This window comes from Rhodobacter sp. CZR27 (assembly GCF_002407205.1).
Lineage (GTDB): Bacteria > Pseudomonadota > Alphaproteobacteria > Rhodobacterales > Rhodobacteraceae > Cereibacter_A.
The window spans coordinates 1,078,825-1,096,434 of sequence record NZ_CP023548.1; the positions used below are offsets into that span (position 1 = coordinate 1,078,825).

17 protein-coding genes are annotated in these 17,610 nt (G+C 68.7%); 7 read left to right on the forward strand and 10 right to left on the reverse strand.

The genetic code is table 11. From position 1 onward, the window contains the following. Nucleotides 1-3: 3 nt before the first annotated feature. Nucleotides 4-1,041 (reverse strand): rod shape-determining protein, encoded by a 1,038-nt coding sequence (locus CK951_RS05440; protein ID WP_096785192.1) that lies wholly within the window; start codon nucleotides 1,039-1,041, stop codon nucleotides 4-6. Between the two features lie 347 nt (nucleotides 1,042-1,388). Here CK951_RS05440 and CK951_RS05445 point away from each other — a divergent pair, with 347 nt between their 5' ends. Next, entirely contained in the window at nucleotides 1,389-2,342 is a 954-nt protein-coding gene (locus tag CK951_RS05445; RefSeq protein WP_232520682.1) for an acyltransferase family protein, read from the forward strand. 62 nt (nucleotides 2,343-2,404) lie between these two features. Here CK951_RS05445 and CK951_RS05450 read toward each other — a convergent pair whose 3' ends face one another. Continuing rightward, nucleotides 2,405-3,994 (reverse strand): 2-isopropylmalate synthase, encoded by a 1,590-nt coding sequence (locus tag CK951_RS05450; RefSeq protein ID WP_096785194.1) that lies wholly within the window; start codon nucleotides 3,992-3,994, stop codon nucleotides 2,405-2,407. Nucleotides 3,995-4,404: 410 nt separating this feature from the next. On the opposite strand from CK951_RS05450, the gene CK951_RS05455 reads away from it, so the two are divergent. Beyond that, nucleotides 4,405-4,866, forward strand: coding sequence for a pseudoazurin (locus CK951_RS05455; protein WP_096785195.1), 462 nt, complete (start codon nucleotides 4,405-4,407; stop codon nucleotides 4,864-4,866). Nucleotides 4,867-4,980: 114 nt separating this feature from the next. Here CK951_RS05455 and CK951_RS05460 read toward each other — a convergent pair whose 3' ends face one another. From CK951_RS05460 to CK951_RS05470, 3 genes are all read right to left on the reverse strand, one after another. Continuing rightward, entirely contained in the window at nucleotides 4,981-5,802 is an 822-nt protein-coding gene (locus CK951_RS05460) for an SUMF1/EgtB/PvdO family nonheme iron enzyme (RefSeq protein WP_096785196.1), read from the reverse strand. 146 nt (nucleotides 5,803-5,948) lie between these two features. After that, complete coding sequence (nirK, locus tag CK951_RS05465; RefSeq protein WP_096785197.1) at nucleotides 5,949-7,070, reverse strand: copper-containing nitrite reductase; 1,122 nt, start codon at nucleotides 7,068-7,070, stop codon at nucleotides 5,949-5,951. Between the two features lie 270 nt (nucleotides 7,071-7,340). After that, nucleotides 7,341-8,855: a 2-isopropylmalate synthase gene (locus tag CK951_RS05470; RefSeq protein WP_394341564.1), complete on the reverse strand. Its 1,515-nt coding sequence runs from the start codon at nucleotides 8,853-8,855 to the stop codon at nucleotides 7,341-7,343. Between the two features lie 187 nt (nucleotides 8,856-9,042). On the opposite strand from CK951_RS05470, the gene CK951_RS05475 reads away from it, so the two are divergent. After that, complete coding sequence (locus CK951_RS05475; protein ID WP_096787168.1) at nucleotides 9,043-10,701, forward strand: NAD+ synthase; 1,659 nt, start codon at nucleotides 9,043-9,045, stop codon at nucleotides 10,699-10,701. 144 nt (nucleotides 10,702-10,845) lie between these two features. Here the strand turns inward: CK951_RS05475 and CK951_RS05480 are convergent, their stop codons facing one another. Beyond that, the gene (locus CK951_RS05480; RefSeq protein ID WP_096785199.1) at nucleotides 10,846-11,790 is read right to left on the reverse strand and encodes a 1-phosphofructokinase family hexose kinase; all 945 of its coding nucleotides are present in this window, start codon (nucleotides 11,788-11,790) and stop codon (nucleotides 10,846-10,848) included. 165 nt (nucleotides 11,791-11,955) lie between these two features. Here CK951_RS05480 and wrbA point away from each other — a divergent pair, with 165 nt between their 5' ends. Further along, nucleotides 11,956-12,549, forward strand: coding sequence for an NAD(P)H:quinone oxidoreductase (wrbA, locus tag CK951_RS05485; RefSeq protein ID WP_096785200.1), 594 nt, complete (start codon nucleotides 11,956-11,958; stop codon nucleotides 12,547-12,549). On the opposite strand, the gene CK951_RS05490 is transcribed toward wrbA, so the two are convergent. Further along, nucleotides 12,546-12,785 carry a hypothetical protein gene (locus tag CK951_RS05490; RefSeq protein WP_096785201.1) on the reverse strand — a complete coding sequence of 80 codons (240 nt, stop codon included), beginning with the start codon at nucleotides 12,783-12,785 and terminating at the stop codon, nucleotides 12,546-12,548. The two genes, wrbA and CK951_RS05490, sit on opposite strands and share 4 nt — an antisense overlap. A 116-nt stretch (nucleotides 12,786-12,901) precedes the next feature. Between CK951_RS05490 and CK951_RS05495 the strand changes: the two genes are divergently transcribed. The 3 genes from CK951_RS05495 (at nucleotide 12,902) to CK951_RS05505 (ending at nucleotide 14,430) form a co-directional block, all read left to right on the forward strand. After that, nucleotides 12,902-13,648 carry a M48 family metallopeptidase gene (locus tag CK951_RS05495; RefSeq protein ID WP_096785202.1) on the forward strand — a complete coding sequence of 249 codons (747 nt, stop codon included), beginning with the start codon at nucleotides 12,902-12,904 and terminating at the stop codon, nucleotides 13,646-13,648. A gap of 73 nt (nucleotides 13,649-13,721) precedes the next feature. Continuing rightward, a complete protein-coding gene (locus CK951_RS05500; protein WP_096785203.1) occupies nucleotides 13,722-13,973 on the forward strand; it encodes a DUF6455 family protein in 252 nt (83 codons plus the stop codon). A gap of 94 nt (nucleotides 13,974-14,067) precedes the next feature. Then, nucleotides 14,068-14,430: a PRC-barrel domain-containing protein gene (locus tag CK951_RS05505; protein ID WP_096785204.1), complete on the forward strand. Its 363-nt coding sequence runs from the start codon at nucleotides 14,068-14,070 to the stop codon at nucleotides 14,428-14,430. Nucleotides 14,431-14,442: 12 nt separating this feature from the next. Here the strand turns inward: CK951_RS05505 and rimO are convergent, their stop codons facing one another. The 3 genes from rimO to gpt form a co-directional block, all read right to left on the reverse strand. Continuing rightward, nucleotides 14,443-15,801 carry a 30S ribosomal protein S12 methylthiotransferase RimO gene (gene rimO, locus CK951_RS05510; protein ID WP_198402406.1) on the reverse strand — a complete coding sequence of 453 codons (1,359 nt, stop codon included), beginning with the start codon at nucleotides 15,799-15,801 and terminating at the stop codon, nucleotides 14,443-14,445. 85 nt (nucleotides 15,802-15,886) lie between these two features. Continuing rightward, on the reverse strand, nucleotides 15,887-17,065 hold the full coding sequence (locus tag CK951_RS05515; protein WP_096785205.1) for an aminotransferase: 1,179 nt from the start codon (nucleotides 17,063-17,065) through the stop codon (nucleotides 15,887-15,889). Between the two features lie 38 nt (nucleotides 17,066-17,103). Next, nucleotides 17,104-17,607, reverse strand: coding sequence for a xanthine phosphoribosyltransferase (gpt, locus tag CK951_RS05520; RefSeq protein ID WP_096785206.1), 504 nt, complete (start codon nucleotides 17,605-17,607; stop codon nucleotides 17,104-17,106). Nucleotides 17,608-17,610 lie beyond the last annotated feature (3 nt).

A 17,610-nucleotide genomic window follows, 5' to 3' on the forward strand; every position in this document is an offset into this window, starting at 1 on the left:
CCGTCAGCTTTCGTAGTCGATCACATGCCGAAGCTGCTTCTCGTATTCCAGCGCCTTGCCGGTGCCGAGCGCCACACAATTCAGTGACTCGTTGGCCACCGAGATGGAGAGGCCGGTCTGCTCGCGCAGCGCAAGGTCCAGATCGCCCAAGAGCGCGCCGCCGCCCGTCAGCATCACGCCGCGGTCAACGATGTCAGCGGCGAGATCCGGGGGCGTGGCTTCCAGCGCCTGCATGACCGCGTCGCAGATCTGCTGCACCGGTTCCGCCAGCGCCTCGGCGACCTGCGCCTGGTTGATCTCGGTCTCCTTCGGCACGCCGTTCAGCAGGTCGCGGCCGCGGATGGTCATCGACTGGCCGCGCCCGTCGTCGGGCATCCGCGCCGTGCCGATCGAGGTCTTGATCCGCTCGGCCGTCGATTCGCCGATCAGCAGGTTCTGGTGACGGCGGAGGTAGGCCACGATCGCCTCGTCCATCCGGTCGCCGCCCACCCGCACCGAGCGGGCATAGACGATGTCGCCGAGCGAGAGCACCGCGACCTCGGTCGTGCCGCCGCCCACATCCACCACCATGTTGCCGGTGGGATCGGTGATCGGCATGCCGGCACCGATGGCCGCCGCGATGGGCTCCGCGATCAGGCCGGCGCGCCGGGCGCCCGCCGACAGGACCGACTGGCGGATCGCGCGCTTCTCGACCGGGGTCGCGCCGTGCGGCACGCAGACGATGATCTTCGGCTTCGAGAAGGTCGTCCGCTTGTGCACCTTGCGGATGAAATGCTTGATCATTTCCTCGGCGGTGTCGAAGTCGGCAATCACCCCCTCGCGCATCGGCCGGATGGCCTCGATGGAGCCGGGGGTGCGGCCCAGCATCAGCTTGGCGTCCTCGCCTACGGCGAGGACCTGCTTCTTGCCGTCCTTGACGTGATAGGCCACCACCGAGGGCTCGCTGAGCACGATCCCCTTGCCACGGACATAGACCAGAGTGTTCGCGGTGCCGAGGTCGATGGCCATGTCCGACGAGAAGAGGCCGGTGAGAAACCACATGCTGCGCTGATCCTGTCCTGCAAAGTAGGAAACCGCCCACGACTCTGGTTGAGGCAGGCGCCCTGCTTATAGGAAGCGGGCGATCAGAGGGAAAGGCCCTTGGCAGAAGGGGCCGGCGCCATTCCGCGCGCCACGGGTCCGCGCGGCGCAACCCAAGGTTGCAGCAAGACCGTCGGATGTCGAAGGACGACAAGGGTGGAAGCTGCCGGGGTGCGAAGCGTCGCCGCGGATGTCTGATCCTGTCAAGACGGATTTTCCTGAACAATCCGCCTGCGGACGGCTTCGTCGCGTTTACCTGCGGGGCCCGGGCGGCTAGCGTGCCGCAGTTCCGCCGTCCCGAGGTAGCCTTGACCATACCCCCTGCCGCCCCTGCACCGCTCCGCAACCTGTCGCTCGACGCTCTCAAGATCGTGATGGCCGTGATGGTCGTCGGGCTCCATGCGGGCTTCCTGCGCGACGTGAACCAGCTTGCCTCCGACTACTTCACCAACTGCCTGTTCCGCATCGCCGTCCCGACCTTCCTGGTCATCAACGGCTATTACCTCGAGCGGCAGCTGGACCGCGGGGTGTGGCGCTGGGCCGGGCGGCTGGCGCTGCTCTATGCGATCTGGATGGCGCTTTACGCACCGCTCTGGCTGCCGGGCGCGATCCGCATTCCTGCCTATGGCCGGGAGGTGCTGTTCTTCGGCTACTATCACCTGTGGTATCTGCTCGCCCTGCTGCTGGCGGGGCTGATGGTCGCCGCCCTGCGCGCGCGGACGGGCGTGCTGGTCCTGACCGGTGCGGCGACGTTCCTTGCCGGGATCGGCATCCAGTATGCCGGCAACTTCCACCTCGCGCCCGAGCCTCTCGATCCGCTGCTGAACCGGGTGCAGACCTACCGGAACTTCCTGCTGGTGGGGTATCCGTTCCTCGTCTGCGGCGTGCTGATCGCCCGGCACGAGCAGAAGCTTGCCCGCTTCGGTTCGTGGAAGCTGCTGGCCGGGGCGCTGGCGCTGCTGACGGCGGAATGGGCGGCCAACATGATCTGGAACCCGAAGGACCCGGTGTTCGAGATCTATTTGTCGCTCGCCGTGCTCTGCCCAATCCTGTTCCTGACCGCGAAGGGCGGGCGCCTGATGGGAAGCAGCCGGAACCTCGGGCTGCTGGCCACGGCGCTCTACCTCATCCACATTGCCGTCCTGCACTTCACATACGACGTCGAGATGGGCGACACGCTGCGGACGCTGATCGGGCTGGGGGTGTCGCTGGCGCTGGCGCCGCTGGTGATCCTTGCGAACCGGCGGCTGCCACTGCTGTAGCGGGACAGGCCTCCCTTCCGGGATGGCCGGGTCCGCCTCGGCAGGCGGACCCGGGCAGGATCTCAGGCGTGGGACGTGTAGTGGATGTCCTTCACGTCGGCGCCGGGGGCCGATTTCTGCCGGCGGTGGATCAGCCGGTTCAGCGCGTTGACATAGGCCTTCACGCTGGCCACGACCGTATCGGTGTCGGCGGCCTGACCGGTCGAGATCTTGCCGTCCTCCTCCAGCCGCACCGAAACGGTCGCCTGCGCATCCGTGCCCTCGGTCACCGCATGGACCTGATAGAGATGCAGCTTCGCGTGGTGCGGATAGAGCATCTTCACCGCGTTGAAGGCCGCATCCACCGGGCCGTCGCCGGTGGCGTCGATCGAGTGGTCCTCGCCCTCGATGCTCAACGTCATCTCGGCCTCCTGCGGGCCTTCGGTGCCGCAGACGACGCGCAGGCGCTTCAGTTGCAGGATGTCATGCTCGGCCGAGGTGACCTGATCCTGGATCAGCGCCACGATGTCGTCGTCATAGACCTCCTTCTTGCGGTCGGCGAGTGCCTTGAACCGCACGAAGACGTCGTTCAGCTGGTTGTCGGCCAGATCGTAACCCAGGTCCTTGAGCTTCGCGCGCAGCGCCGCGCGGCCCGAATGCTTGCCCATGACCAGCGAGGTATCGGCGAGGCCCACATCCGCGGGGCGCATGATCTCGAAGGTCTGGGCGTTCTTCAGCATCCCGTCCTGATGGATGCCGCTTTCATGCGCGAAGGCGTTCTTGCCGACGATGGCCTTGTTGAACTGCACCGGGAAGCCCGAGACGGCGGCAACCTTGCGGCTGATGTTCATGATCCGCGTCGTGTCGATGCCGGTGCGATAGGGCATGATGTCGTTGCGGACCTTCAGCGCCATCACGACCTCTTCCAGCGCGGTGTTGCCCGCCCGTTCGCCGAGGCCGTTGATAGTGCATTCGATCTGCCGCGCCCCGGCTTCCACGGCCGCCAGAGCGTTCGCGGTCGCCATGCCCAGATCGTTGTGGCAATGCGTGGCGAAGACCACGGTATCGGCGCCCGGCACCCGCTCCAGCAGCATGCGGATCAGCTCGGCGCTTTCGCGCGGCGCGGTGTAGCCCACGGTGTCGGGGATGTTGATCGTGGTGGCGCCCGCCTTGATCGCGATCTCGACCACCCGGCACAGATAGTCATGCTCGGTCCGCGTCGCGTCCATCGGCGACCACTGGATGTTGTCGCAGAGGTTGCGTGCGTGGCTCACCGTGTCGTGAATCCGCTCGGCCATCTGGTCCATGTCGAGGTTCGGGATCGCGCGGTGCAGCGGCGAGGTGCCGATGAAGGTGTGGATGCGCGGGGATTTCGCGTGTTTCACCGCCTCCCAGCAGCGGTCGATGTCCTTGTAGTTCGCGCGGGCGAGGCCGCAGATCGTGGCGTTCCTCGACTGCCGCGCGATGGCCGCGACGGCCTCGAAATCGCCCTCGGAGGCGATGGGGAAGCCGGCCTCGATGATGTCCACGCCCATCTCGTCCAGCAGGGCGGCGATCTCGAGCTTCTCGTCATGGGTCATGGTCGCGCCGGGCGACTGCTCGCCATCGCGCAGCGTGGTATCGAAAATCAGGACGCGGTCCTGCTCGGAGGCGGTCTTGGTCGTGTCGGTCATCTGAAATCTCTCTTGTTCCTCAGCTTCATTCCCGGGCGCTGGTCACCTCCGAGCGGTCGCGCCCAAGGGCACGCTCAGAGGCAGCTAAGGAGAAGAAGCGCACGGGCAGCCTGCGCGCGAGGCGCGGCCGGATGGATCGCAATGGAACGGTCCCGTGTCATGGCGCCGGATATTACGGAGCGCGCGGCAAAAGGGAAGCGGCATTTTGCGGATCGCGCACCGCGTCGCGCCGGGCTTCGGCGCCCTTGCATTTCCCGCAATGCTGCCATGCGGAAATTGCCTGCGCGCAGAGGACGCGCCGCCCAAACTTCCCGAATTGATGCAGCGCAAGCCCCGCGGGCGCAAGCAGGAGTAGATCAATGCCGGTGAACATCTCTCTTCGGAATGAAACCGCACAAAGGACGACTCACATGCTCGCGAAATTCCCGATGATCGGCATCGCCGCCGGGTTCGCCGCGGCCCTTGCCGCGCCCGCGGCCCTTGCAGCCCACCACGAGATCGCCATGGTCAACATCGGTTCGACCGGCGCCAAGGCCTTCGAGCCGAGCTACATCCAGGCCGAGGTCGGAGATACCGTGACCTTCGTGCCCGTCGACAGGGGCTTCAACGCCGAGATCATCCCCGGCATGCTGCCGCTTGGCGCCCTTGGCTTCAGGGGCGAGATGAACAAGCCCGTCACCATCACCCTGACCCAGGAAGGCGTCTGGGGGGTCAAGAGCATGCCCTACTATGGCATGGGCATGGTGGCGCTGATCCAGGTCGGCGCGCCGGTGAACCTCGAGGATGCGCTGTCGGTGCCGCAACCCGCCCGGGCGCAGGCCCGGCTGGAGCCGATGTTCGCGCAGGTGATGCAGAACTACGAGGCGAACTGACGCGGGGGCAGGGGCCCTTTCGTCGAGCCCGAGGAATGGAAAATGCCCGGCCATCGGCCGGGCATTCGCCTTGCCCGACGCCGCACATTGGCGGCCGGCTCGGCGCATCAGGGATCAGCCGGCGTCGCGCACCAGCCGGAAGCCCAGAAAATCCGGCGGCACGCCCGCCGCGCAACCGCCCGAGCGGGCGTCGCGGACGAAATCCACGATGAACGCGCGGTGCTTGCCCTGCGCCACGCGCACTCCGCAGAACCGCTCGGTCGCGAGTATGCGGCCGTCCTCGGACAGCTGGCTCTTCTCGTCGCAGCTGTCGGTCCATTCCCAGACGTTTCCGGCCGCATCCGCCAGCCCCAGGCTGTTCGTGCCGAAATGTCCGCGCGGATGCGGCACCAGATCGGCCTCGCCGCGGCGCTCCACCTCGGCGCGGTAGCTTGCCAGCCAACGCTCCGAGGGATCGAGCCCCTCGGCGCCAAGCGCGCCGTCGAAGCCGCGCTCGGCCGCGGCGCGCAGCCACTCCTCGTCCGTCGGCAGCCGCCAGCTTCCGCCCGTGCGGCGCGACAGCCATGCGGCATAGGCGGTGGCATCCGACCAGTTCACCCCGGTCCGGGGCAGGTCGCCGTTGCGGTCGGCGTCCGACGCGGCACCGCCTTCGCCCGTCGCCTCTGCCGGCGGGCAGGCGCCGTCGGCGACGCAGCGGGCGTAGTCCTGACGCGTCACCTGATACTGCATGATCTGGAAGGCTGCCGCCTCGCGCCTCTCGAGCGGGGCGTCAACGCGACGGGTGCCGATCCGGAACTCGCCCGAGGGGCGGTAGGCATGACTGCCGCCGGGCACCGTCACCAATGCGGGAAGGTCCGGCGCCTCTGCGGGCTGCAGGCCGATGCCGGCCGCGGCGGCAAGGGCCAGGATGCCGACCGGAAGGGCGAGGCGCAGCATGACGGGTATTCCTTCGCTGGGGTGGACCGGCCGCCCCCGCGATCCCGACCGGTCGGGGAGCCTGCCGTGGCTTCAGGCGCAGCCCGAAGGCCGCGCCTGAGGAAGGCGCAAGGAGGGTGCCGCCGGGGCGGCACCGGGGCCGGGCCTCAGCCGGTCAGGCCGACAGGCGCCACCACCTGCTCCATCAGGTCGTTGTCCCACTCGCCTTCGACCAGCACATGCGCGGTGGCGCCCTTATGGACCGCCTCGATCAGGTTGTGGTTCACATAGGCATAGACGCCCGGCTGCAGGAACTGGTAGAGCGCCGCCCCCGCCGAGCCGCCGCGGATGAACCAGGTTTCGAGGTCGCGCTCGGGCGTGTTGTGGAACTTGCCGGTTTCCCAGACCAGGTCGCCGTGGCCGCCGATCAGGTGCGGGCGGCTGTCGCGGTTGGGCTGGCTGTGCACGAACAGAACGCGCTCTCCCACCCTGGACTTCATCGCGTTGTCGCCGGTCAGCGCGCCCACCGCGCCGTTGAAGACGACATGCGAGGGCGTCAGCGTGTTCATCACCTCCACCATGTCGTCATAGCCCTCGGAGGGGTCCGAGTAGCGCTTGTAGGCGCCGTTCTCGTCCTTCGGGATGTAGTGGTCGCTTTCGCCGATGTAGTAGAGGCGGTCATACTGGACCGGCTTGCCGTCGGCGTCCTTCAGGCCGTCGCGCGGCAGCACCATGATGCAGCCCGCCATGCCCGAGACGACGTGCCAGGGGATCATCGGGCCGCCGGGGGCGCAGTGATAGACGAAGGTGCCGGCGCGCGTCGCCTTGAAGCGCAGCACCACCTTCTCGCCGGGGTTGATCAGCGTCAGCCCGCCGCCGCCGAGCGCGCCGGTCGCCGCGTGGAAGTCGATGTTGTGCGGCATCGTGTTCTCGGCGCGGTTGATCAGCGTGAGTTCGACATAGTCGCCCTCGTGCACCACCATCAGCGGACCGGGGATCGAGCCGTCGAAGGTCATCGCCTGCATGTGGGCATCTTCGTCGAGCTGGACTTCCTGCTCGATGATCGTCATCTCGAACTCGTTGATGACCGGGCCCGAGGTCGCGACCTGCGAATGCTCGTGCACGAACGGCGGCTTGACCAGCTTGTGCTTCACCCGCGGCAGGGCGCTGAGATCCACCGGCGCCGCGCCAGCGGTCAGGACGGCTTCCTCGGCCGCTGCCGTCCGCAGGACGAGGGGCGCTGTGGCTATTGCGGCGGCTCCCATCAGGGCGGCTCGGCGGGTGAACATCTGATCTCTCCTTCGATGGATCGTGTCTATGACGCCATCGGTAGATCCACTCGTGAGTCCCGAGTTTGCGATTGCGCAACGAGGCCGGCAGGCCGGCGCGGGCCGGTCACAAATGTCGCACCCCTGCGGTTGAACACGCGTCCCGCGGCTGCACGGCCGGAGACAGCTGCGTCGGAGGCGACCGGCCGGCCACCGTCGGCAGGTTCCCCTCGGGCCGCGGTTGGCCGGCGGCTGTCGCGGGACGCGCACCGGCTGCCGGCGGGCAGGCGTTCAGTCGGTCGTGGGCGCGGCTTCGGCCGGCGGCGCGACATCCGCCGGGGGACTGCCCGGCTCTTCGGCCGGAGCGGGCGTGCCGGGCGCCTCGGCCGGACGGGCGAGGATCCCGTCCCTCCATTCCCCCGCGCTCTCCTGCCCGGTGGCGTAGCGCATCACGCCCTGGCCCTGACGCTTGCCGGCGGTGAAGGTGCCCTCGTAGACATCGCCGTTGGCATATGTCGCGACGCCCTTGCCGTCGATCTCGCCGGCCTTCCAGCTGCCCTTGTAGCGGAAGCCGTCGGCCATCACGATCTCGCCCTCGCCCTCGCGCTGGCCCCTGACGAAGCCGCCGACATATACGGTGCCGTCGGCATAGGTGGCCTTGCCCTGGCCGTGACGCTCGCTGTCCTGCCAGGCGCCCTCGTAGCGGTAGCCGTCGGGATAGGTCATGACGCCCTGGCCGTGGTTCTTCGCGGCCTTGAACTCGCCTTCGTAGACCAGACCATTGGCATAGGTCGCGCGGCCCTTGCCCTCGATCACGCCGGCCTTCCACTCGCCGTCATAGGTCGAGCCGTCGGGATAGGTGATCTTGCCGCGCCCCTCGGGCTGGTCGGCCATGAACTGCCCGACATAGACCGAGCCGTCGGGATAGGTGACCTTCCCCTTGCCCTCGATCCGGCCGTCAACCCAGTCGCCTTCGTAGATGTAGCCATCCGCGCCGCGGAAGGTGCCCTTGCCGTGGCGCCGGTCGGCCTTGAAGTCGCCCTCGTAGATGTCGCCATTCTTGTGGGTGACCTTGCCGCGCCCCTCGCGCTGGCCGTCCTTCAGCGGACCCTCGTAAATGTCGCCATTGGGCTGCGTAAGCTTGCCGGTGCCGTTGATCTGGCCGTTCTGCCAGTCGCCGACATAGACCAGCCCGTCCGGCATGGTCAGCGTGCCCTTGCCCTGCCGCTGGCCCTTCACCAGGTCGCCCTCGTAGACCGCGCCATCGGGATAGGTGATCTTGCCGCGGCCTTCCTTGACGCCCTCGACCCAGTCGCCCTCGTAGCGGTAGCCGCCGGGGTTCTGCATCGTGCCGCGACCGTGGTGCACCGCGTTCCTGAAGCCGCCCTCGTAGACCGAGCCGTTGGCATAGCGCGCCTTGCCCTGGCCCGTCATCTGGCCGCCCGCCCAGTCGCCTTCGTAGGTGCCGCCGTCCGAGAAGGTGATGCGCCCCTTGCCCTCGGGCTTGCCGGCGACGAAGCTGCCCTCGTAGACCGAGCCGTTGGGGAAGCGTGCGGTGCCCTGGCCGCGGATCTCGCCGTCGACCCATTCGCCGGTGTATTCGTAACCGTTCGGCAACCGGTAAGTGCCGGTGCCGTGCTGCAGTCCGTTGCGGAAGGTGCCCTCGTAGACCGAGCCGTCGTCATATTGCTTGGTCGCGACCGGCCCGAGGTCCTGCGCACCTGCCGCACCCGTCCCGACCGCAGTGCCCAGTGCCATCCCGATCAGGCCGACCCGCATGGCCCGCCCGATCTGTCCGTTCTTCATTCGCATCCGTACCCGCCCCGTTCGCCGACTGCCCCGTGCCATGGCATCTGGCCGGCCGGGGGCAAAGCGTAGAGGCTGCTCCTCCGGCTGACAAGCGCCTCGGCCGCTATCGCCTTTTCCTTGCCTCGCAGTCTGGTAGAAGACAACCCAAACCCGCGTGAGCCGCGCCCGCAGACGGATCAGGATGATGACAGAACGCTTCCGCCTCACCCTCGCGCAGTTGAACCCCACGGTCGGAGACCTTGCGGGCAACGCGGCGCTGGCGCGGGGGGCGTGGCAGGCGGCGCGCGAGGCCGGCTCGCGGATGGTGGCGCTGACCGAGATGTTCCTGACCGGCTACCAGACGCAGGATCTGGTCATGCACCCGGCCTTCCTGCGCGACACGATGGCGACCATCGAGCGGCTTGCGGCCGACTGCGCCGACGGTCCCGCCATCGGCATCGGCGGCCCCTGCCTGCGGGAGGGGCGGCTGATGAACGCCTATTACGTGCTCGACGGCGGGCGCGTGACCGCGACCGTCTTCAAGCATCACCTGCCGAATGCCGAGGTCTTCGACGAGAAGCGCCTGTTCTCCTCGGGCGAGGTGCACGGCCCCTGCCGGGTCGGGCCGCTGCGCATCGGCATCCCGATCTGCGAGGACAGCTGGCACCCCGACGTCTGCGAGACGCTGGCCGAGACCGGTGCGGAGATCCTGCTGGTGCCGAACGGCTCGCCCTATCACCGCGAGAAACTCGACGTGCGGGTGAACCTGATGGTCAGCCGGGTGATCGAGACCGGCCTGCCGCTCGTCTACCTGAACATGGTGGGCGGGCAGGACGATCAGGTGTTCGACGGCGCCTCCTTCGTGCTGAACCCCGGCGGCCGCCTGATGGCGCAACTTCCCGCCTTCGAGGAGGCGCTGGTCCACATCGACTTCACCGAAACGCCCGAGGGCTGGCGCGCAGGCCAGCAGGCGATCGTGGCGCAGCCCGACCTGTGGGAGGCCGACTATCACGCGATGGTTCTGTCCATGCGCGACTACCTGCGGAAAAGCGGCTTCTCGCGCGTGGTGCTGGGCCTCTCGGGCGGCGTGGATTCCGCGCTGGTGGCGGCCATCGCGGTGGATGCGCTGGGGCCGGAGGCGGTGCGTTGCGTGATGCTGCCCTCGCGCTACACCTCGCGCGCCTCGCTCGAGGATGCGGCGGCGGTGGCACGCGCCCTTGGCTGCCGGCTGGACGAGGTGCCGATCACCGGCCCGCAGGAGGCGGTGGGCGAGGCGCTGGCGCCGCTGTTCGCGGGCACGGCACCGGGCATCACCGAGGAGAACATCCAGAGCCGGCTGCGCGGCCTTCTGCTCATGGCGCTGTCGAACAAGTTCGGCGAGATGCTGCTGACGACCGGCAACAAGTCCGAGGTCGCGGTGGGCTACTGCACGATCTACGGCGACATGAACGGCGGCTACAATCCGATCAAGGATCTCTACAAGACGCGGGTGTTCCAGACCTGCCGCTGGCGCAACACCCACCACCGGCCGTGGATGCTGGGGCCGGCGGGCGAGGTGATCCCGCCGCGGGTGATCGACAAGCCGCCCTCGGCCGAGCTGCGGCCGGACCAGAAGGACGAGGACAGCCTGCCGCCCTACGGCACGCTCGACGCTATCCTTGAAGGGTTGGTCGACCGCGAGGACAGCCTGGCCGATCTGGTGGCCATGGGCTTCGATGCGGACACCGTCCGGAAGGTGGAGCGGCTGATCTTCCTCAGCGAATACAAGCGATTCCAGTCGGCGCCGGGCACGCGGCTCACTCGGCGGGCATTCTGGCTCGACCGGCGCTACCCGATCGTGAACCGCTGGCGCGACGGCGGCTGAGGGCGCGACCCCTCTGGCCCTTCGCGTGATCGCGCCGAAGCGGCACTTGACTGTGTGAGCCGGGCGTGACGCAGCGCCGGACGTGCCGCCCGGCCTTTCCCGCCCGTGCCATTCGCGCTTCGTGAATGGCACCGGCGGGCCGGTTCAGATCGGCACGGCCGTGCAGGAGGGCAGGAGGGACTCGAAATCGTTGCGATGGCAGAGTTCCGTGGCTTCGGTCATCACCGCGGCCGCCGCCCCGGCCACGCCATGGGCAAGCGCGACCTCCGGCGGCTCTCCGCGCGCCATCGCCAGCACGAAGGCGCCCACGAAGGTGTCGCCAGCCCCTACGGCGCTGACCAGCGCCACCGGGGCTGAGCGCGAATGCCAGCGGCCGCGCGCATCGGCCAGAACCGAGCCGTCCGGGCCGCGGGCGATGATCACGCATTCCGCCACCCCGCGCGACACGAGATGCGAGGCAAAGTCGGCCGTTTCGGTCAGCCCCTCGAGCGGGTGACCGGCAAGGCTTGCCGCCTCGGTATCGTCCATGCGCAGGATGTCGAGATCGGGAACGCCTCCGGCCGCAAGATGCGCGAGCGGGGCGCCCGAGGTATCCACCAGAAGCTTCGCGCGCTGGCCAAGGAGGTTCGAGACCATGGCGGGAAAATCCGCCGGCACGCCCGGCGGCAGCGAACCCGACAGCACGACCATCCCGCCCTCGGGCACCGCCCTGTCGATCCGCGCCAGCGCCGCCTCGACCCGGGTGCGGCTCCAGGGTGCGCCGGGCAGCATGAAGCGGAACTGCTGCCCGGTCGAGGTTTCCGTCACCGTGAGACTTTCGCGCGTCTCGCCGGGGCCTGCGAAGGCCACCATCTCGATCCCCGCCGCCGCCACCAGCGCCGCGAGCCGCCCGCCGAGGTTGCCGCCCAGCGCCACGAAGGCGGTGCTCTGCCCGCCGAGAATGCGGATCGCGCGGCTGACGTTCAGCCCGCCGCCGCCGGGATCGACCCGCGGCTCGGTGCAGCGCAGCTTGATGCCCGGGCGAACCTCGGGGACATCCGCCGCAAGGTCGATCGCCGGGTTCAGCGTCAACGTCAGAATGGGGATCATGTGCCGGGTTCCCGTTTTCGGGCGAGAGTGCCAGAGGCGGCGGCACGGCACAATGCACCGCGCGGCCGGTTTCGTGCAGCGATGCACAGCGCCGGCGCGCGGGCAGGGGATGGGCGGCGGCCGCCCCCGCGCTATCCTGATCCCCACCCATCCGAGGAGGCCCCCATGACCGTCAAGCTTGCCGTCCTGTTCTACTCGACCTACGGCACCAATCACCGCATGGCCGAAATCGCCGCCGAGGCCGGGCGCGAGGCCGGCGCCGAGGTTCGACTGCTGAGGATCGCCGAAACCGCACCCGAGTCGGTGATCGCCGGGCAGGAGGCGTGGAAGGCGCAGGTCGAACGGGCCGGGCAGATCCCTGCTGCGACACCGGCTGACATGGAATGGGCCAACGCCTACCTGTTCTCGGCTCCCACGCGCTTCGGGCAGGCGCCCAGCCAGGTCCGCGCCTTCATCGACACGCTGGGCGGGCTCTGGTCGCAGGGCAAGCTGGCCGACAAGGCGGCGAGCGCCATGACCTCGGCGCAGAACGCGCATGGCGGGCAGGAGGCGACGATCCTCGGCCTTTACACCACCTTCCTGCATTGGGGGGCGGTGATCGTGGCCCCGGGCTACACGGACCCCGCGATCTACAGGACGGGCGGCAACCCCTACGGCTACAGCCACACGCAGGGCGCCGAATTCGACGAGGCCGCCCGGGCCTCGATCTCGCATCAGGCCGCGCGGCTGGTCGCGATGGCCGGCCGACTGTCCGCCTAGTCGTCCTTGCCTGCCAGCCGGTAGCTGCCTTCCGGCAGGTTCAGCGCGGCAGCAAGGTCGCGCAGCTGCGCCATCGAGAGCGTGAGCCGGATCACCTCGTCCCGCCGCGGGTCGAGCTGTTCCAGGGTGACCGCATCCTCGAAGGCGCAGATCGTGACGTCTTCCTGCAGATGCGCGGCGCCCTCGTCGATGAGGGTGATGACGGTCGCGTCGAAGTCGTGCTCGATGGTGAACATGGGGCGATGCTAGGGCAGGCGGGGCGCAACCTCAAGGGCTGCACCTTTCCGTGACAGCCTCTTCCGCCTGCCATCCGTTCTGCTAAGGTTCGCCCGGGTTCAGGACGAGGTGAGGAATGAGCCGGATCGGCAGTGCCGCCATCCTTCTTCTGCTGGCGGGCTGCGCCGCCCCACCGATGGAGCCGGTGGCGGGATATCCGGGCGCAGGCGTGCCCGTGATCGCGCCCGCGCCGGACCCCGGCCCGATCCGGAACGCGGCAGAGGCGCAATGGGCCTTTGCCGGCGTCGTCGCCCGTGTCGAGCCGGTGGCCGAGGGCATCTGCCGCGAGCGCACGCGCGGCGTGCCCTGCGATTTCCAGATCGTCGTGGACACGCGGCCCGGCGAGGATCCCAACGCCTTCCAGACGCTGGACGATCAGGGTAGGCCGGTTATCGGCCTGACGCTGGCTCTGCTGGCCGATGCGCGCAACGTGGACGAGCTGGCCTTCGTGGTCGGGCACGAGACGGCGCACCACATCCTTGGCCACATCCCCCGCCAGCGCGAGACGGCGATGACCGGCGCCGTGCTGGCCGGGGTGATCGCGCAGATGGGCGGTGCAAGCGTCGACACGATCCGCTCTGTCCAGCAGATGGGCGCAACCGTCGGGGCGCGCAGCTTCTCGAAGAACTTCGAACTCGAGGCCGATGGGCTCGGCACCGAGATCGCGATCCTGGCGGGCTATGACCCGGTGCATGGCGCGATGTTCTTCACGCGTCTGCCCGACCCGGGCGACACCTTCCTCGGCAGCCACCCGCCCAATGCTCAGCGCATCGAGGTGGTGCGGCGGGCGGCCGAAGGCTTTGGCTACGTCAGCCGCTGGTAGGCTTGATCTGCATCATGGCTCCCGGGCCTGCCGCGCAGGATGGTCGCCCCGGGACGTTCCTGAGGAGGATCGCATGATCGGTTATGTCGAGGCGCCGAGGGCTTGGTCGCTGACCCGCGGCATGGCGCGGGTGGCGGGTGTGAACCTGACCGGCGCGGTGATCGAGGGCTGGCTCAGCCGGGCGGAACTGGCCGAGATGGTGGACCGCTGCCAGACCTGCACGGCTTCGGATGCCTGCACCGGCTGGCTGTCGCACTGCGCACGCTCGGCCACGCTGCCGGCGTTCTGCCGCAACAAGGCCGAGATCGAAGCGCTGGCGTCCTGACCCCGGCCGGCCCGGTGGCGGGGAACAACGCCGCGGTGCGGATCGTTTTCCTGCGGACGCGCCGTCTTGGCGCGGTTCAGCAGGAGGCATCGACATGACCCCGCACACAGCCACCGTCTCGAGCAGCATGGTCTCGAGTTCCGATGTCAACGGCACCGCCGTCTACAGCCCGGCGGGCGATCATCTGGGACACATCGACCACCTGATGATCGACAAGCAGTCCGGCCTGATCGCCTATGCCGTGATGGGATTCGGAGGGTTCCTCGGCATGGGTGAGGATCACCATCCGATTCCGTGGAAGAAGCTCAGCTACGATCCAGCCCTGGGCGGATTCGTGACCGACATCACGCGCGAGCAACTGGAAGGCGCACCGCCCCGCGGCGACGACTGGCGCGACGACCGGGCGTGGAGCGCGGCGACCTACAACTATTACGGCATCCCGCCCTACTGGATCTGAGGCGGCCAGCCCTCAGACGGGCCTGCCCCACAGGTCGTATTCGCCCGCTTCCTCGACCTCGACCGTCAGGATGTCACCGGGGGCGAGGCCTTCGAAACCGTTGTCGATGAACAGGTTGCCGTCGATCTCGGGGGCGTCCGCCTTCGTGCGGCAGGTGGCGCCCTCGGCGTCCACCTCGTCCACGATGACCTCGAGCCGGTGGCCCACCTTGGCCGCCAGCTTCGCCTCGGAAATCGCCTGCGCCTTCTGCATGAAGCGGTCCCAACGGTCCTGCTTCACCTCGTCGGGCAGGTGGTCGGGCAGCGCGTTGGAGCGCGCACCCGCGACATTCTCATACTGGAAGCAACCCACGCGGTCGAGCTGCGCCTCGTCGAGCCAGTCGAGCAGGGTCTGGAACTCGGCCTCGGTCTCGCCGGGATAGCCTACGATGAAAGTCGAGCGCAGCGTGATGTCGGGGCAGTCGCGCCGCCACGCGGCGATCTCGTCCAGCGTGCGGGCTGCCGCGGCCGGGCGCGCCATGCGTTTCAGCACGTCCGGGTGGGCGTGCTGGAACGGGATGTCGAGGTAGGGCAGGATCAGCCCCTCGGCCATCAGCGGGATCAGCTCGCGCACATGGGGGTAGGGATAGACATAGTGCATCCGGACCCAGGCGCCGAGCTGCCCCAGTTCGCGCGCCAGAGGCAGGATCGGAAACCGCGTCTCGCCCTTCCAGTCGGTGCCATAGGCGCTGGTGTCCTGGCTGATGACCAGAAGCTCGCGCACCCCGGCCTCGACCAGCTTCTCGGCCTCGCGCAGGACCGCGCGTTCCGGGCGGCTGACAAGCTTTCCGCGCATGTCGGGGATGATGCAGAACCGGCAGGCGTGGTTGCAGCCCTCGGAGATCTTGAGATAGCTGAAATGGCGCGGCGTGAGGCGAACGCCGGTGGCCGGCAGCAGGTCCACGAACGGATCGGGCGAGGGCGGCACCGCCGCGTGCACCGCGTCCAGAACCTGCTCGTACTGATGCGGGCCGGTCACAGCCAGCACCTTCGGATGCGCCCCTGTGATATAGTCGGGCTCGACCCCGAGGCAGCCGGTCACGATCACGCGACCGTTCTCGCGCAAAGCCTCGCCGATCGCGTCGAGGCTTTCGGCCTTCGCGCTGTCGAGGAACCCGCAGGTGTTCACGATCACCGCATCCGCGCCGGAATAGTCCGGCGAGATCGCATAGCCCTCGGCGCGGAGCCGGGTCAGGATGCGCTCGCTGTCCACCAGCGCCTTGGGGCAGCCGAGCGAGACCATGCCGATGGTCGGCTGACCCTCGCGGCGCGGGCTGTCGATCACCAGGCGGGGCGCGAGGTCGGGGCGGAGGTTGGGCGGGTTCTGCGACATCGCGCCGATATAGCGAACGGACGGGCGTGGGAAAAGGCCCCGCATCCGCCGGGGCGGTAAATGGCAGAAGCAGGGGCAGGCGCGGTCAGCGCGCCAGCGCGGCCAGACGGGCGAAGAGCTCCGCGATGCCGGCGGTGTCGATGTTGGCGAAGGCGATGCGCAGCTGGCGCCGGCCCTCCTCGGAGCCTTCGGGCTGGAACATCGTGCCCGGCAGCATCAGCACGCCCGCCTCATGCACCAGACGTTTCGCAAGCGCGTCGGAGGGGGTCGCAAAGGGATGCTCCACATAAGCGAAATAGGCGCCGCAGCCGAGCAGCTGCCAGCCCTGCAGCGCCGAGAAGCCGCCCGTCACCGCGGTGCGCCGCGCCAGGACCTCGGCCCGTTCGCCCGCCACCCATTGCGCAAGGTTCCGCATGCCCCAGAGCGCGCCGATCTGGCCAAGCTGGCTCGGGCAGATCGCCACCGTGTCGAGGAACTTCTCGACCTCCGCCAGCCGTGGCGCTGCTGCGACGATGGCGCCGACGCGGTGTCCGGTCAGCCGATAGGCCTTGGAGAAGGAGTAGAGATGCACGAGCACCTCGCTCCACTCCGGGTCGGCGAACAGCTCGTGCGGTGCGCCGCTGCGGCTGTCGAAGTCGCGGTAGGTCTCGTCCACGATCAGCGCGAGGCCGCGCTCGCGGCAGAGGTCGCGGAACGCTGCCAGCGTCGCCGCCGGATATTCGACGCCCCCAGGGTTGTTCGGCGTCACGAGGACGATGGCGCGGGTGCGCGGCGTCACGAGAGCCGCGGCGCGTTCGGCGTCCGGGATGAGCATCGGACCCGTCGGCAGCGGAACGGCGGCCACCCCTTGCATGTCGAGCCACATCTTGTGGTTGAAATACCACGGCGTGGGCAGGATCACCTCGTCGCCCGGTCCGGCGATGGTCGCCATGATCGCGCAGAACGCCTGGTTGCAGCCCTGGGTGATGGCGACCTGCGACGGCTCGATCCTGCCGGCATAGGCCTGCGACCATTGCCCCGCAATCTCCTCGCGCAGCGCGGGCAGCCCCAGCACCGCCCCGTAGCGATGCGCCTGCGGATCGTTCAGCGCGGCCTCGGCCAGCGCCTCGCGCAGGGCCCGCGGCGGCGGATCGACCGGCGCGGCCTGGCTCACGTTGATCAGCGGGCGGTCGTGCGGGAAGGTCACGCCCTCGATCCAGCGCCGCGCCTCCATCACGGGGGGCGGGAAGGTGGCGGCCATCGCGGGGTTCAGCGGCAGGGTCATCGGCAACTCCGTCCGGGCGCGGGCCCTTGCAGGCGGGATCAGTCGCGGCCGCGATACGGCTCGACGTATTGCAGCGCCATGTCCCAGGGGAAGAAGATCCAGGTGTCCTGGCTCACCTCGGTGATGTAGGTGTCCACCATCGGCTTGCCCGAGGGCTTGGCATAGACGGTGGCGAAATGCGCCTTGGGGTAAAGCCTGCGCACCAGCTCCAGAGTCTTGCCGCTGTCGACGAGGTCATCGACGACAAGAATCCCGGTGCCGTCGCCCATCAGATCGGCCTGCGGCGCCTTGATGACCTGCGGCTGGGTCTGCGACTGGTGGTTGTAGCTTTTCACGCTGATCGTATCGACCACGCGGATGTCGAGCTCGCGGCTGACGATCATCGCCGGCACCAGCCCCCCACGGGTGATTCCCACCACCGCGCGCCACGAGCCGTTGTCGGGGCCACGGCCGTCCAGCCGCCACGCCAGCGCCCGCCCATCGCGGTGGATCTGGTCCCAGCTGACGTGGAAGCCTTTCTCGTGCGGAAGGCGCTCTCTCATGGT